This window comes from Sporichthyaceae bacterium, from assembly GCA_036493475.1.
In the GTDB taxonomy this organism is placed as follows: Bacteria; Actinomycetota; Actinomycetes; order Sporichthyales; family Sporichthyaceae; genus DASQPJ01.
In genome coordinates this window covers 18,738-33,366 of record DASXPS010000124.1, presented here as the reverse complement: position 1 = coordinate 33,366, position 14,629 = coordinate 18,738, and the positions used below count along the sequence as shown (strand labels likewise).

At 70.3% G+C, this 14,629-nt stretch carries 17 protein-coding genes; 6 read left to right on the top strand and 11 right to left on the bottom strand.

Features of this window, described 5'->3' with window-relative positions; all coding sequences use genetic code 11:
• Nucleotides 1-6: 6 nt before the first annotated feature.
• The 6 genes from VGJ14_13340 to VGJ14_13315 form a co-directional block, all read right to left on the bottom strand.
• Nucleotides 7-585: a DNA-3-methyladenine glycosylase I gene (locus VGJ14_13340; GenBank protein ID HEY2833404.1), complete on the bottom strand. Its 579-nt coding sequence runs from the start codon at nt 583-585 to the stop codon at nt 7-9.
• Nucleotides 582-878, bottom strand: coding sequence for a DivIVA domain-containing protein (locus VGJ14_13335; GenBank protein HEY2833403.1), 297 nt, complete (start codon nt 876-878; stop codon nt 582-584). The genes VGJ14_13340 and VGJ14_13335 overlap by 4 nt, the downstream gene beginning before the upstream one ends.
• A 31-nt stretch (nt 879-909) precedes the next feature.
• The gene (locus tag VGJ14_13330) at nt 910-2,163 is read right to left on the bottom strand and encodes an ATP-binding protein (protein ID HEY2833402.1); all 1,254 of its coding nucleotides are present in this window, start codon (nt 2,161-2,163) and stop codon (nt 910-912) included.
• 30 nt (nt 2,164-2,193) lie between these two features.
• On the bottom strand, nt 2,194-2,865 hold the full coding sequence (locus VGJ14_13325; protein ID HEY2833401.1) for a response regulator transcription factor: 672 nt from the start codon (nt 2,863-2,865) through the stop codon (nt 2,194-2,196).
• A 179-nt stretch (nt 2,866-3,044) separates the two neighbouring features.
• Nucleotides 3,045-3,635, bottom strand: coding sequence for a PH domain-containing protein (locus VGJ14_13320; protein ID HEY2833400.1), 591 nt, complete (start codon nt 3,633-3,635; stop codon nt 3,045-3,047).
• Nucleotides 3,636-4,403, bottom strand: a complete 768-nt coding sequence (locus tag VGJ14_13315) for a biotin--[acetyl-CoA-carboxylase] ligase (GenBank protein ID HEY2833399.1) — start codon at nt 4,401-4,403, stop codon at nt 3,636-3,638. It abuts the gene before it with no gap.
• Between the two features lie 98 nt (nt 4,404-4,501).
• Between VGJ14_13315 and VGJ14_13310 the strand changes: the two genes are divergently transcribed.
• A complete protein-coding gene (locus VGJ14_13310; GenBank protein HEY2833398.1) occupies nt 4,502-6,121 on the top strand; it encodes an acyl-CoA carboxylase subunit beta in 1,620 nt (539 codons plus the stop codon).
• A complete protein-coding gene (locus tag VGJ14_13305) occupies nt 6,118-6,342 on the top strand; it encodes an acyl-CoA carboxylase subunit epsilon (GenBank protein ID HEY2833397.1) in 225 nt (74 codons plus the stop codon). The genes VGJ14_13310 and VGJ14_13305 overlap by 4 nt, the downstream gene beginning before the upstream one ends.
• A 97-nt stretch (nt 6,343-6,439) precedes the next feature.
• Here VGJ14_13305 and VGJ14_13300 read toward each other — a convergent pair whose 3' ends face one another.
• The 3 genes from VGJ14_13300 to VGJ14_13290 all read right to left on the bottom strand — a co-directional run bounded on the left by VGJ14_13300 (nt 6,440) and on the right by VGJ14_13290 (nt 8,827).
• Nucleotides 6,440-6,829 (bottom strand): hypothetical protein, encoded by a 390-nt coding sequence (locus tag VGJ14_13300; protein ID HEY2833396.1) that lies wholly within the window; start codon nt 6,827-6,829, stop codon nt 6,440-6,442.
• Between the two features lie 145 nt (nt 6,830-6,974).
• Nucleotides 6,975-7,649 carry a hypothetical protein gene (locus VGJ14_13295; protein HEY2833395.1) on the bottom strand — a complete coding sequence of 225 codons (675 nt, stop codon included), beginning with the start codon at nt 7,647-7,649 and terminating at the stop codon, nt 6,975-6,977.
• The gene (locus tag VGJ14_13290) at nt 7,646-8,827 is read right to left on the bottom strand and encodes a homogentisate 1,2-dioxygenase domain-containing protein (GenBank protein ID HEY2833394.1); all 1,182 of its coding nucleotides are present in this window, start codon (nt 8,825-8,827) and stop codon (nt 7,646-7,648) included. The genes VGJ14_13295 and VGJ14_13290 overlap by 4 nt, the downstream gene beginning before the upstream one ends.
• 41 nt (nt 8,828-8,868) lie before the next feature.
• Here VGJ14_13290 and VGJ14_13285 point away from each other — a divergent pair, with 41 nt between their 5' ends.
• From VGJ14_13285 to VGJ14_13275, 3 genes are all read left to right on the top strand, one after another.
• A complete protein-coding gene (locus tag VGJ14_13285; GenBank protein HEY2833393.1) occupies nt 8,869-9,480 on the top strand; it encodes a nucleoside triphosphate pyrophosphatase in 612 nt (203 codons plus the stop codon).
• Nucleotides 9,481-9,557: 77 nt separating this feature from the next.
• Nucleotides 9,558-9,725: a hypothetical protein gene (locus VGJ14_13280; protein ID HEY2833392.1), complete on the top strand. Its 168-nt coding sequence runs from the start codon at nt 9,558-9,560 to the stop codon at nt 9,723-9,725.
• A gap of 6 nt (nt 9,726-9,731) precedes the next feature.
• Nucleotides 9,732-10,712, top strand: a complete 981-nt coding sequence (locus VGJ14_13275) for a hypothetical protein (GenBank protein ID HEY2833391.1) — start codon at nt 9,732-9,734, stop codon at nt 10,710-10,712.
• Here VGJ14_13275 and VGJ14_13270 read toward each other — a convergent pair.
• Nucleotides 10,698-11,864: an acyl-CoA dehydrogenase family protein gene (locus VGJ14_13270; protein ID HEY2833390.1), complete on the bottom strand. Its 1,167-nt coding sequence runs from the start codon at nt 11,862-11,864 to the stop codon at nt 10,698-10,700. The two genes, VGJ14_13275 and VGJ14_13270, sit on opposite strands and share 15 nt — an antisense overlap.
• A gap of 187 nt (nt 11,865-12,051) precedes the next feature.
• Between VGJ14_13270 and VGJ14_13265 the strand changes: the two genes are divergently transcribed.
• Nucleotides 12,052-13,803, top strand: a complete 1,752-nt coding sequence (locus tag VGJ14_13265) for a biotin carboxylase N-terminal domain-containing protein (GenBank protein HEY2833389.1) — start codon at nt 12,052-12,054, stop codon at nt 13,801-13,803.
• Between the two features lie 179 nt (nt 13,804-13,982).
• Here VGJ14_13265 and VGJ14_13260 read toward each other — a convergent pair whose 3' ends face one another.
• Complete coding sequence (locus VGJ14_13260; GenBank protein ID HEY2833388.1) at nt 13,983-14,612, bottom strand: hypothetical protein; 630 nt, start codon at nt 14,610-14,612, stop codon at nt 13,983-13,985.
• Nucleotides 14,613-14,629: the final 17 nt, after the last annotated feature.

The window sequence follows — 14,629 nt, the reverse complement described above, 5'->3', positions numbered from 1 at the left end:
CTTGCGTCAGGCCTTGAGCGGGGCGACGCAACCGACCAAGTGGTCGTCGACCATCCCGGTTGCCTGCATGAGCGCGTAGGCGGTCGTCGGGCCGACGAAGACGAAGCCCCGCTTCTTCAGGTTCTTGGCCATCGCGGTGGATTCCGGTGTGGTGGCGGGGACGTCGGCCAAGGTCGCGGGTCGCTTGCGTTTGCCGGTCGGGGCGAACGACCAGAGCAGCTCGTCCAGGCCGCCGGGGCCGAGTTCGGCCGCCGCCCGGGCGTTGTTCAACGCCGCGGCCACCTTCGCCCGGTTGCGCACGATGCCGGGATCGGCGAGCAGCCGGACGGTGTCGTCGTCGCTGAACGCGGCGACCGCGGGAATGGAGAAGTTGGCGAACGCCGCGCGGAACGACTCCCGCTTGCGCAGGATGGTCAGCCAGGACAGGCCGGACTGGAAGGCCTCCAGGGTGAGGCGTTCATAGAGCCGGTCATCGCCGTGCACCGACACGCCCCACTCGGTGTCGTGGTAGGCGATGTAGTCCGCGGTGCTCAGTCCCCAGGGGCAGCGCAGCCGTCCGTCGGGGCCCGCAATCGCATCACTCACGCGTAGGGGTCCGCGGCGGGGGCGGGCGGGCTGGTCAACTCGGCGATGCGCGCGTCCCGTTCGGCGAGTTCGGCTCCCAACCGGTCGAGGACCGCGTCGACGGCGTCCATCCGGTAGCCGCGCACCACCACCGGGAACGACACCGCCGCTAAAGCGCCGGCGTCGACCGGGCCGTCCCGCAACGGCGCCGCCGCAACCGGCCGATCGGGACCGAGAGTCCCGCCGTGCCCGGCGGCCACCGCGGCCACGCCGAAGACCACCACCGCGATCACCGCGACCATCAGGAAGAACACCGACGCTTCACCTCCGCGTGCACCGCCAGGATCAGGTCGGGAACTCCGGGGCGGCGAGGAACAACGCGAAGACTGCCGGCCGTTGCTGTACCAGCTCCAGGCGGGCGCCGTCGGCGCGGGCCAGGTCGCGGGCCAGGGCCAGGCCCTTGCCGGTGGAACTACCGCCGGAGATGCCGTGCTCGAAGATGCGGTGGCCGAGTTCCTCGGAGACGCCGGGGCCCTCGTCGGTGACCTCGATGACCACCGAGCCGCCGACGGTGCGGGTGCGGATGGACACCATGCCACCGCCGTGGTGCAGCGCGTTCTCCACCAGCGTGGCCAGGATCTGGGACACGGCGCCGGAGTTGGCCCGGGCGGTCAGGGCGGGCACGCCGACGAGCTGCATGGAGCGGCCCAGCTTGCGCAGCGCCATGCTCCACTCGTCGATCTGTTGGCTGACGATCTTGTCGATCTCCACCGTTTCGCCGGCCACGACCGGCGGGGTGCGGTGGCTGGTCAGCAGTTGCTCGACGACCTCGGTGAGCCGCTCCACCTGGCCCAGCGCGACGTTGGCCTCGTCGCGCATCACGTCCAGGTCGTCGGACATGGCAATCTCCTCCAACCGCATGGACAACGCGGTCAGCGGGGTGCGCAGTTGGTGGCTGGCATTGGCCGCGAAGGCGCGTTCCCCGGCCAGGATGTGCGCGATGCGTTCTGCGCGTTTCTCCAGGACGTCGGCGACCCGATCCACCTCGGGCAGGCCATAGCTGCGCCGATGTCGGCGTCGGGTGGGATCGGTCGAACCGAACCGCTCGGCGGTCTCGGCGAGCTCGATCAGGGGGCGGGTCAGGCTGCGTGCCTGCAGCGCGGCCAGGGCGCCCGCGGTGGCGATCGCGAAGAACGCCTCGATGAGGATCAGCAGCCAGGCCTTGCGCACCTGGTTGGTGACCCGGCTCCTCGGCTCGGAGACGGTCACCCGGTCACCGTTGCGGGTGTCGCCGATGGTCAGCGTGCGCAAGCTGCCCTTGGGCGTCGGGGCGCCCAGCGTCAGCGCCGGGTGGTCGTCCAGCACGACGGTGGCGGAGCGGTCCCGCGAGACCAGCCGGTCGAGGGATTCCTTGTCGATCTGCTCGTGCAGCTCCGAGCGCACCTCGATGGTGTTGAGCAGCCGCTGGGCCTCGGTGCGCAGGCTGTCATTGGCGCTGCTGGTGATGCCGTTGCGCATGGCAACGCCCAACGGGACGCCGAGCAACAGCACGACGACCACGACCACCGAAAGGGTGGAGACGACCAGGCGCCTACCCATGAATTACGTGTCCCCCGCCGCGAATGGCTCCTACTCGCGCTCGAAGCGGAACCCGACGCCACGCACGGTGGTGATGTATCGCGGGTTGGTGGCGTCGTCGCCGAGCTTCTTACGCAGCCAGGAGATGTGCATGTCCAGGGTCTTGGTGGAGGTCCACCAAGTGGTGTCCCAGACCTCGCGCATGAGCTGGTCACGGGTGACCACGCGACCGGCGTCGCGGATCAGCACGCGCAGCAGGTCGAACTCCTTGGCGGTGAGCTGGAGCTCGGTGTCGCCCATCCAGGCGCGGTGCGACTCGATGTCGATGCGCACGCCGCGGATGCCGTGGCCGACCTCCGGGGCGCCGCGGCGCAGCAGCGCGCGGACCCGGGCGAGCAGCTCGGCCAGCCGGAACGGCTTGGTCACGTAGTCGTCGGCACCGGCGTCCAGACCGACCACGGTGTCCACCTCGTCGGCACGCGCGGTGAGCACCAACACCGGGATCACCTGGCCGTCCCCGCGCAGGCGTCGGCACACCTCCAGGCCGTCCAGGCCGGGCAGCCCGATGTCCAGCACGACCAGATCGATACCGCCCTGGCGGGCCCGTTCCAGTGCCTGAACGCCATCGGCTCTCACCTCCACCGCGTAGCCCTCGCGGCGCAGTGCACGGGCCAACGGCTCGGAAATGGCGACGTCATCTTCGGCAAGCAGCAGACGGGTCATGGCCGAATGGTAAAACGCAAAGTCCCCTCGGACGCGGTAACGCGAGTTCGTGGCGTTTTGCCGTGGCAAGTCCGCCGCGCCCAAACTCTGGTCAAGACAGAGCACATCTGTCACTCGCGGCGCTCGCTCACCCTGGCCGAGCCCGTCCACACCCCGGGGATAACCCTGTGGACGTCGCTCTAGTACAGGTCGGGCAGCGCGGGGTCGGGGCCGGGCGGGGGTGCGGCGGGGGGCAGGAAGGCGATCCGGGGCGCGCTGTCCACCAGGTACGCGAGCAGTGGCTGCACCTCATTGAGCAGCGGCAGGTCGTCGATAACCAGCAGTCCGTGGCCGGGTTGGCCGGCCGGGTAGAGCTCCGCGGCGTAGCCGCCGGCGAACACGATGGACAACCGCCCGGCCCCGCACAGGCGCTGCAGCAGGCTGCGGGTGCTGCCCACCCCGGTGACCCGCCCGAGCGGCACGTCGATGCCGCGCTTGGACAGCACGCCCTCGCAGACGATCAGCCGCCGGTTGGTGAACAGCCAGCTGGTGGCGTACCAGACGAGGAACGGCCACACCGCCCAGCGCAGCCCGACCAGGGCGATGGCGCCGCTGATCAGCACCCGCAGCAGGTGGTGGCCGCCGGTGTCCGGGACCGTCCCGATCAGGAAGGCGCCGCCGCCGGCGCAGATCAGCAGCACGAGCGCCGGGCCGGCCAATGTGTAGCAGTGCCGACGCAGCCGCAGCGCGTACTGCTCACCCTCGCCGAGGTTCAGCCGACCGCGGCGCACTCAGCCGACGTCCCCGGCCGAGATAGTGCGTTCGCCGTCGACCGTGCGCAGCACCAGGGAGCCGTCCGGGTCGATGCGCAACGCGTTGCCGAGCACCGCCTCACCGCCGGGCAGGGTGACGGTGACGTCGGCACCCAACGTGACGCTGGCCGCGGCGTAGGCGTCCAGCAGACCCGCCGCCGCGGCGTCTCCCTCGGCGGCCCGCCAGGCGGCCAGCCGCGCGTCCAGGCGGGCCAGCACCGCGCTCAGGATCGCGCCGGGGTCATCCACCGTGCCCCCGGCCATGGCCAGCGACCCGGCGGTGGGCACGGGTAGCTGCTCCGGCGTGCTGCTGACGTTCAGCCCGATGCCGACCACCGCGCGCGGCCCCTCGGCCGTGTCCACCCGCTCGGACAGGATCCCGGCGACCTTGCGACCGTCGGGTGACTGCACGTCGTTGGGCCACTTCACCCGCAGCCGAACACCGGCGGCGGCGCCCGCGCCCTCGGCCATCGCCAGGCCGGCGAGCAGCGGCAACCACCCCCACAACGCCACGCCCACCGGGCTCGGGTCGACCAGCACGGAGAACGTCAGCCCGGTGCCCGGCTCGGACTCCCAGCGCCGATCCAACCGCCCGCGCCCGGCCCTTTGGTGGATCGCGATCAAAACCTGCCCTGGCCTCGCCGTGCCCGCCCTGGCGGCCTCGCGCAGGTCCACATTGGTGGAGTCGGTCTCGACGACCACCTGCAACTGCCAGCCGTCCGGCAGGGTCACGGCGTCCAGAGCCACGAGCGCCAGCGTAGGGGGCGCACGGGGCGCCCGGTGCGCGCCACGGGGCCCTCAATAAGCTCGCAACGACTCTGCACCGTCTTTCCCCGAGGTGATCCGTGGCCGAACCGGCTCTCGACGAGCTTCCCGACTCCCCGCCGGATTCGCACGACATCGACATCCACACCACCGCGGGCAAGATTGCCGAGCTGGCGGTGCGGCAGGAGGAGGCCATCCACGCCGCCTCGGCCAAGGCGGTGGAGAAGCAGCACGCCAAGGGCAAGATGACCGCCCGGGAGCGGATCGCCGTGCTGATGGACTCCGGCTCGTTCGTGGAACTGGACGAGTTCGCCCGGCACCGCTCGACGGCGTTCGGGCTGGAGCGCAACCGGCCGTACGGCGACGGCGTGGTCACCGGCTACGGCACCATCGACGGCCGCCAGGTGTGCGTGTTCTCCCAGGACTTCGGGGTTTTCGGCGGCTCGCTGGGCGAGGTGTACGGCGAGAAGATCGTCAAAATCATGGACCTGGCGATCAAGACCGGGTGCCCGATCATCGGCATCAACGAGGGCGCCGGTGCCCGGATCCAGGAGGGCGTGGCCTCCCTCGGCCTCTACGGCGAGATCTTCACGCGCAACGTGAAGGCTTCCGGCGTGGTCCCGCAGATCTCGCTGATCATGGGCACCTGCGCCGGCGGGCACGTCTACTCCCCCGCGATCACCGACTTCGTGGTGATGGTCGACCAGACCTCCCACATGTTCATCACCGGCCCGGAGGTGATCAAGACCGTGACCGGGGAGACGGTCAGCTTCGAGGACCTCGGCGGTGCGCGCGCGCACAACACCAAGAGCGGCAACGCGCACTACATGGGCGCGGACGAACAGGACGCCCTGGAGTACGTCAAGGCGATCCTGTCCTACCTGCCCAGCAACAACCTGGAGGATCCGCCGGTCTTCGACGCGGCCACCGACCTCGAGGTGAACGACGAGGACCGGGCGCTGGACACACTCATCCCGGACTCGGCGAACACCCCCTACGACATGCACTCGGTCTTCGAGAAGGTGCTCGACGACGGCGAGTTCCTCGAGGTGCAGCCGCTGTACGCGCCGAACGTCATCATCGGGTTCGGCCGGGTGGACGGGCACGCCGTCGGCGTGGTGGCCAACCAGCCCATGCAGTTCGCCGGTTGCCTGGACATCAACGCCTCGGAGAAGGCCGCGCGCTTCGTGCGCACCTGCGACGCGTTCAACGTGCCGATCCTGACCTTCGTCGACGTGCCGGGCTTCCTGCCGGGCACCTCGCAGGAGTGGGACGGCATCATCCGCCGCGGCGCGAAGCTGATCTACGCCTACGTCGAGGCCACCGTGCCCAAGGTCACGGTGATCACCCGCAAGGCCTACGGCGGCGCGTACGACGTCATGGGTTCCAAGCACCTGGGCGCGGACCTGAACTTCGCCTGGCCGACCGCGCAGATCGCGGTGATGGGAGCGCAGGGCGCGGTGAACATCCTGTACCGCAAGGACCTGGCGGAGTCCGCTGACCCGGAGTCCCGCCGCAAGGAGCTGATCACCGAGTACGAGGACCACCTCGCCAACCCCTACATCGCCGCCGAGCGTGGCTACGTGGACGCGGTGATCGAGCCGTCGCAGACCCGGGGTCAGGTCATCCGGGCGCTGCGCACGTTGCGCAACAAGCGCGAGACGTCGCTGCCGCGCAAGCACGGCAACATTCCGCTGTGAGTCCCACGGGCCCAAGTGGGCACCCTGTGCTGCGCATTGTGCGCGGCGAGCCGAGCGACGAGGAACTCGCCGCGCTGCTCGCGGTGGTAGCTGCACGTTCCGGCGCGCCGGTGAAGTCCGAACCCGAGGTGCCCTCCGCGTGGCGGAACCGCGAGCCACTGCTGCGCAGGCCGGTGCGTCCGGGCGCCGGCGCGTGGCGGGCGAGCGCCTGGCGCTGCTGATGCCTGCGGGGCTCCCCCGGTCCGGTTCGTTGGTCGGGACGGGGGTGGCGCCGTGCAGTCGCCCAGACGTTGGTCACGCCAGGCAGCCGCGTCGCGGTCAGAACAGATCGCGCCAGCGACCCGCGCTCTTGTCCTCGACCTCGAGGTCGAATTCATCGGCGGTGGTGAAGACGCGGATCACCACCGGCAGCGGCCCGGACACCGTGAGCGTTTGCGCCCGCAGGTCGTGGACCACCTTGCCGAACACCATGACGCCCACGCCGTCCTCCAGTTCGATCGCACTGGCCTCGGGAACGAGCAGACGGAACCGGTGGGCACGCGGACGCGCCAGCCGGTTCGTCGCCGGACGAGCCACCATGCCCCGCAGTTCGATGCCCCGCTCGACACCCGTGATGCCGTCGGTCATGTCGAGGTGGGCGCCAAACAGCAGCCCTGTGACCTCGCGGTCAGAACACAGGCCTCTCAACACAACTCCCTCGAAAGCCACCTGATCTTCTGACGCCCTCACCGGAGTGCGCGTTGCTGGGGGGCCTCGAAATCGGTCGATCGCCGGGATTCCCGGGCGAACGGCCCATCGAGTACCGGCCCGTTTGACCGATGCGGGCGAACGAATAGCCCGTGCAGATACCGGGCTACTGAAGCGATGTCACCTTGAACACGCCCCACTCATCCGGCGGCGGGCCGAAGACCTCCCGGGTCCCCTTCACCGTGGCCCTCGCCAGCGCCCGGTTGCCCGCACCCCCGATGCCCGCGCCGATCAGCATCGGGAGTTCCCGCCCCAACACCAGCGCGCCCTGCCGGGCACCCCAGCGGGTGAGGAACTTACGGCCGAGTGCTTGGTTCGTGGGACCGAGCACCCCGCTGGGCATGCGTTCCACGATCTGCCGGGCCCAGTGCTGCGCGGGACCACCGACCTCCCGGATGAGCAACGTCGACACATCCCCCAGCAACGACGCGAGCACCAGCGCGCGGCGCGTCTCGGGATCGTCGGGCAGCAGGCCGTGGATCTCCGCGACGATCAGCACGAAGAACACGTTGGCCTCCACGAATGCGCCGACCTCGGCGAGGTTGGCGACCAGCCCGGCGGCGGTGCCCACACCGGGTACGGCGGCCGACGCGCCGGCCGCGGCGCCGATGGTGGTGACGATGTTGAGGAAACGCCGCTCAGCCTCGGCGAGCACCTCCGCCGGCGTCGCGTTGGGCTGCTCGCGGCGGACGTACGCCTTGGCCAATGGCGCCTGCGCGCCGAGAGCCTTGTCCAGCGAGGTCGTCAGCAGTGAGCTGACCAGCTCCTTGCGCTCGCTCACAACCGGCGCCCCGCCCAGGACCACGCGTAATCCGGGTCCTCACACGCGGTTGCCGCCACACCCAACTCCAACGGACGGAAGGTGTCCACCATAACCGCGAGTTCGTCGAACCGCTCTGCCCCCAACGAGGCCTCCGCGGCACCGGGTTGCGGGCCGTGGGCATGCCCACCGGGGTGCAGCGACACCGAGCCCACCGCGATCCCGGATCCCTTGCGGGCCTCGTAATTCCCGGCCACGTAGAACATGACCTCGTCGGAATCGGTGTTCGAGTGGTAGTAGGGCACCGGCACGGCCAGCGGGTGATAGTCCACCTTGCGTGGCACGAAGTTGCACACCACGAAGTTGTCGCCCTCGAACACCTGATGCACTGGCGGCGGTTGGTGCACCCGCCCGGTGATCGGCTCGAAGTCCGCGACGTTGAACGCATACGGATACAGGCAGCCGTCCCAGCCGACGACGTCGAAGGGGTGGCCGGCCTGGGTGACCAGGCTGCCCATCAGACCCGTGCTGCCGCGGTGCTTCACGTACACCTCGACGTCGTTGCCCTCCACCTGCAGCGGCGGACCCGGCGCGCGCAGATCCCGCTCGCAGTACGGCGAGTGCTCCAGGAACTGCCCGCGGGCGGACAGGTACCGCTTGGGCGGGGTGATGTGCGAGTTGGCCTCGATCGCGTACAGCCGCAGCGGCTCCGGCCCCCTCGGCACCCACCGGTGGGTGGTCCCGCGCGGAATCACCAGGTAGTCCCCGGTCGCGGCCTCGATCGCGCCGAACACCGTCTCCACCGTCGCCGTCCCGGACTCGACGAACACGCACTCGTCGCCGATCGCGTTGCGATACAGCGGCGAGGCCACGCACGCCACGGCGTAGCAGATCCGCACGTCGCCATTGCCCAGCACCAGCTGACGGCCCGTCACTGCATCGGCCCCGTCCCCGCCCAGCAGATGCAACCGCAGGTGCCGCGGCCGCAGCGGATGGTTGGGCGCCGTGCACTGCTCGGGCAGCTCCCACGGTCGGCTCGCCACCACCGCCGAGGGCACCTCGGCGTGATAGAGCAGCGTGGAGTCCGAGGAGAAGCCCTCGGCGCCCATCAACTCCTCGTGATACAGCCTGCCGTCGGGCCGGCGAAACTGGGTGTGCCGCTTGGGCGGGATCTCACCGCCGACTCGGTAGTGGGGCATACCCCCATCCTGACAAACCCGCGGCCCGCGAGAATGCCCGCGTGAGCCCGCGCCCGCGATTCGTCCTCGCCTCGGCTTCCCCGGCCCGGCTGGCCACGTTGCGCGCGGCGGGGATGGATCCCGAGGTGATCGTCAGCGACGTCGCCGAGGACGGCATCACCGAACCGACCCCGGCGGCCACTGCGCAGCGGTTGGCCGAGCTCAAGGCCGCCGCGGTAGCCGGCCGCCTCGCCGATTCCGAGGGCGCCGTGGTGCTCGGCTGCGACTCGCTGCTCGAGCTCGACGGGCGGGCGCTGGGCAAGCCGGTAACTCCGGACGTGGCCCGGGCGCGCTGGCAGGCCATGCGCGGCCGTGCCGGCATCCTGCACACCGGCCACTGCGTCATCCAGCCCGCCACCGGCCGCCGGGTCGGCGAGGTCGCCTCCACCACCGTGTATTTCGCCGACGTCAGCAACGCCGAGATCGACGCGTACGTCGCCACCGGGGAACCGCTGTGGGTCGCGGGCGCCTTCACCGTCGACGGCCTGGGCGGGGCATTCGTTGAGCGCATCGACGGCGACCACCACAACGTCGTCGGCGTTTCCCTGCCGCTGCTGCGCCGCCTGCTCGCCGAGCTGGGCATCGCGTGGCCCTCGCTGTGGACGAAAGACTGAGGCCGTGCAGGGCATCCCGGTCATCAGCCTCGCGCCATTGCCGGCCGCTGTTCTTCGACTCCGCCCGGGATGCTGACGTGCGTCCGGTCGGGCAGGGCGCCCTCGCCGAAGACCGGGACACCCGTTGGGACAACGCGAGCGTGCACGAGTTCACCGGCAGCTACGGGCGGTACCTGCTGGGCAAGGTGGGCAACGTATTCCCAGCGCTGCGGCGGCTGGTTGCCACCGACGGCGGCGGGGACTAGGAATCCATGGCATCCGACCACGAACTCGCCCTGGAGGGCCTGCACACCCGGCCGGCCAACGTCCCGCTGTGGAGCGAGAACTTCGCCTGGGACGGGTTCGACCCGGCCGTCGGCGTGGGCGTGCTGCTGCACCTGGGCCGCTCCCCGGCCGGGCCGGAGCTGTGGCGCAGTTGGGCGGTCGCCTACCTGCCCGGCGAGACCCTGGTGGTCGCCAAGGCGGTGGGACCGGGTGCGGACGGTATCGGCAGCGGGCCGCTGAGCCTGACCTGTCGGGAGCCGATGCGCCGCTGGGACGTCCGCTTCCGCGGCGCCGGGCGCCCCACCGGTCGCGCGGAGCTGGCCGCGGACCGGATCGTCGACGGCGAGGTGGTCGGTCTGGACATCGATTTGACCTTCACCTCGGCCACCCCGATCTGGGACATGGGCGCGATGCACAGCCTGGGCGAGACCCACTACGAGCAGCACGGCCACTGGCGCGGCACCGTCACCGCGGCCGGGACGACCTATCCGATCGACACCACGGGGTATCGCGACCACAGCACCGGCAAGCGGGACCTGGCCGGGCTGGGCGGGCACGTGTGGGCGCACGCGATCTTCCCCAGCGGACGCGCGTTCAGCCTGCTGCGGGTCCATACCCCGGACGGCCGGCTGGCGACCAGTGAGGGCGCGGTCCTGCACGACGGCGTGTTGACCTCCGCGGTGCCGCAGAGCACGCCGGGCTTCGACGAGGTTATCGGCAACCCGCCCGGTGGCACCATCACCTTCGCCGAGCACCGCCCCATCGACGTCGAGGTGCTGCACGGGGTGACGCTGACCCTGGGTCAGCCCAACGACTTCTTCTTCGGCAGAGACCGCGCGCCGGGGCGCAAAGTCATGACCGACTGTCCCGTACGCGTGCAATGGGACGGCGAGGTGACGACCGGCTGGCTGGAACGCAGCCGGATCTTCACCGACGGTGGACAACCACCCTGGTTACTCAACCGGTAGCCCGAGCCCCCGCCCGATCAGCATGCGCTGCACCTCCGAGGTGCCCTCGCCGATCTCCAGCACCTTCGCGTCCCGGTAGAACCGGGCGATCGGGTACTCCTCCATGAAGCCGTAGCCGCCGAACACCTGCGTGGCGGTGCGGGTGGCGGTGACCGCGGCCTCGGTGGCATACAGCTTGGCCATCGACGCGGCCTGCTTGAACTCCTTCATCGGCGCCCCGGAGTCCTTCAGCCATGCCGCCTTGTAGACCAGCAACCGGGAGGCCTCGACGGCCACGGCGAGGTCGGAGAGTTGGAAGGCCACGCCCTGCTTGCGCCCGATCGGCACCCCGAACGAGCGGCGCGAGTTCGCGTAGGCCACCGAGTGCTCCAGGCAGGCCCGGGACAACCCGAGCGCCAACGCCGCGATGGCCACCCGGCCGTCGTCCAGCGTGGCCAGGAACTGCGCGAACCCGCGGCCCCGCGGGCCGAGCAGGTTGGCCTCGGGCACCCGGCAGTTGTCGAAGCTGAGTGGATGGGTGTCGGACAGGTGCCAGCCGAGCTTGCGGTAGGCCGGTTCCGCGGTGAACCCGGAGGTGCCGGACGGGACGATGATCGTGGAGATCTCCGCCGAGGAGTCCTCCATCGACCCGGTGCGCGCGGTGACGGTGACCAGCGAGGTCAGCTCGTGTCCGGAGTTGGTGATGAACGCCTTGGCGCCGTCAATGACCCACTCGCCGTTCTCCGCCCGCGCCTTGGTGCGGGTGGCCCCGGCGTCCGAGCCGGATTCCGGCTCGGTGAGCCCGAACCCGGCCAGCGTCCGGCCGGCCACCAGGTCCGGCAGCCAGCGTTCCTTCTGCGCCGCGGTGCCGAAGGTGGCGATCGGGTTGATGCCCAGGCCGACCCCGGCCTCCAGCGTGATGCCGATGGACTGGTCGACCCGGCCGATCTCCTCCAGCGCCACGCACAGGCTGGTGAAGTCCCCGCCGCCGCCGCCGTACTCCTCGGCCGCGGTCAGTCCGAACAGGCCCAGCTCGCCCATGCCCAGCACGGCCTGCGCGGGCAGCCCGCCGGCTTGCTCCCAGGCCTCGATATTGGGGGCGATTTCCTTCTCGGCGAAGTCGCGGACAACCTTGCGGAACGCTTCGTGCTCCGCGGAGAGGGCAAAGCTCATCGCCGCACCTCGTTCCTCGGTGCGCCGATGAGGCACGGTCGCACTGTGTTCATTGATGAGCTCGCAAGCTCGCTCATGTGACCACCACCTAGACGATCCGGGTACTCCACGGTAATGCCCCCGCGCACCGCCCGGCCGGGCCAGGTCAGCGGCTCAATAGACTCGCCGGACAACGAGGAGGTCGTGCGTGCGCAAGGTGCTCATCGCCAACCGCGGAGAAATCGCCGTCCGGGTGGCCCGGGCCTGTCGGGACGCGGGTATCGGCAGCGTGGCGGTCTACGCCGACCCGGACCGCGAGGCGCTGCACGTCCGCGTCGCCGACGAGGCGTTCGCGCTGGGCGGGTCCACGCCCGGCGAGACGTACCTGGTCATCGACAAGATCCTGGACGCCGCCGCCAAGTCCGGTGCGGACGCGGTGCACCCCGGCTACGGCTTTTTGGCCGAGAACGCCGACTTCGCGCAGGCGGTGATCGACGCGGGGCTGACCTGGATCGGTCCGCCGCCCGCGGCGATCGTCGGGCTGGGCGACAAGGTCAAGGCCCGCCACATCGCGCAGAAGGCCGGCGCCCCGCTGGTGGCCGGTACCGCGGACCCGGTCTCCGGCGCCGACGAGGTCGTCGCCTTCGCCAAGGAGCACGGCCTGCCGATCGCCATCAAGGCGGCGTTCGGCGGCGGCGGACGGGGCCTGAAGGTGGCCCGCGACCTCGACGAGATACCCGAGTTCTACGAGTCCGCGGTCCGCGAGGCGGTGGCCGCGTTCGGTCGCGGCGAGTGCTTCGTCGAGCGGTATCTGGACCGCCCGCGGCACGTCGAGACCCAGTGCCTGGCCGACTCGCACGGCAACGTGGTCGTCGTCTCCACCCGTGACTGCTCGCTGCAGCGCCGGCACCAAAAGCTTGTCGAAGAGGCCCCTGCGCCGTACCTGACGCAGGCTCAGATGGACGAGCTGTACAACTCCTCCAAAGCGATCCTGCGCGAGGCCGGCTACATCGGCGCGGGGACCTGCGAGTTTCTCGTCGGGCAGGACGGCACCATCTCCTTCCTCGAGGTCAACACCCGGCTTCAGGTCGAGCACTGTGTGTCCGAGGAGGTCACCGGCATCGACCTGGTGCGCGAGATGTTCCGCATCGCCGACGGTGAGGCGCTGGGCTACGACGACCCGGAGATCCGCGGCCACTCCATCGAGTTCCGCATCAACGCCGAGGACGGCGGCCGCGGCTTCCTGCCCGCACCCGGCACGCTGACCGCCTGGAAGCCGCCGACCGGCCCGGGCGTGCGACTGGATTCCGGCTACGAGGTCGGCGAGACCATTCCCGGCAACTTCGACTCACTTATCGCGAAGCTGATCGTCACCGGCGCCAGCAGGCAGCAGGCTCTGGAGCGTTCGCGTCGCGCGCTGGCCGAGTTCGTCGTCGACGGCATGCCGACGGTGATCCCGTTCCACGCCGCGGTGGTGTCCGACCCGGCCTTCGCGCCCGCCAAGGGTCCGTTCAAGGTGCACACCCGCTGGATCGAGACCGAGTACGACAACCAGCTCATCCCGTACGGCGGCGCCCCGGGCGAGGCCCCGGAGCCGGCCGCCCGGGAGGCAATCACCGTCGAGGTGGGCGGGCGGCGCCTCGAGGTCGTACTGCCCGCCGGCTTCGCCGCCGCGACCCCGGCCACCGCCGGACCGGCGAAGAAAGCCCGCAAGATGGGCGGCGGCAAAACCGCCGCCGCGACCGGTGATTCGCTGACCTCCCCGATGCAGGGCACCATCGTCAAGGTCGCGGTGGAAGAAGGCGCTCAGGTGGCCGCCGGCGACCTGATCGTGGTGCTCGAGGCGATGAAAATGGAGCAGCCGCTGAACGCCCACAAGGCGGGCACCATCACCGGCCTGACCGCCGAGGTCGGGGCGACGGTGACCAGCGGCTCGGTGCTCTGCGAGATCAAGGACTGACCGACCCCCCGTCCTCTCATGGCGTGTGGGGCTATCCGTACGCCGTGATGGCCCGGCGCGCCATGAGGGGATGCGGCGGTGGTCGCACCAAGGCGCTTCCGCGGAAGCGTTTCCTTGGGTTGTGATGACATCGCGAGCGAAGAATGGGAAGAGCAGCAACGCCGCAAGTGACAGCCCGGTCAGCCGTCGCCCGCACCCGGCGTTCTGTCCTCTGGCTTCGGCCAGCCGGCGGGCCACTTCAGCGGACCCTGCCCGGACCTGCCCAGCAAGCGGCGAATCTTGCGGCAATGCGCAGGTGTCAGTTGAACGGTAGGGGCGTCGTCGCCGATGTTGACCAGCACCCCGGATCCGTTCCCCACGAGGGCGTCGGAGAACACCTCCCACGCGTAGAGCACTTGCAGGTCACGTGCTTCCGCAGATGTCATGAACCGTTCGTCGGTATAAACGAGCAGCGGCGAGTCGGGTATCCGGGGGCGGACCGGGCGAATCTTCAGGCCGGGCGGAACCAGGCGGACGCCGTCGGGTCGTCGGATGGAAATCAGATGCGGCTGGGCCCAGCCCAGGTAGACCGCTCGAGCCAGGGCAAGGTGCAGTGCCTTCTCCGTCTGCGACGTGTTGTCCCGAGCTTGCGCATCGATCGCGGCGTGCAGTGCGTCATTGTTGATGGGCACGGTGTAGTCGATCATGGGGTCCGGCCCGACGGCCTTGCTGCGGGGTAGTCGCTCGGCGGTCGCTTCCTGAAGCGCCTCAGCCGCGTCGAACGCCAACGACAACGGTCCCTTCACGGCGGCGATCTTGCTCTCTGGCACCCACTCAGGCAAGAGCA

Coding starts and splice junctions, on each gene's coding strand:
- VGJ14_13330 (HEY2833402.1), bottom strand. CDS start 2,163: ATGGGTAGGCGCCTGGTCGTCTCCACCCTTTCGGTGGTCGTGGTCGTC.
- VGJ14_13325 (HEY2833401.1), bottom strand. CDS start 2,865: ATGACCCGTCTGCTGCTTGCCGAAGATGACGTCGCCATTTCCGAGCCG.
- VGJ14_13290 (HEY2833394.1), bottom strand. CDS start 8,827: ATGCCCCACTACCGAGTCGGCGGTGAGATCCCGCCCAAGCGGCACACC.
- VGJ14_13275 (HEY2833391.1), top strand. CDS start 9,732: ATGGCATCCGACCACGAACTCGCCCTGGAGGGCCTGCACACCCGGCCG.
- VGJ14_13270 (HEY2833390.1), bottom strand. CDS start 11,864: ATGAGCTTTGCCCTCTCCGCGGAGCACGAAGCGTTCCGCAAGGTTGTC.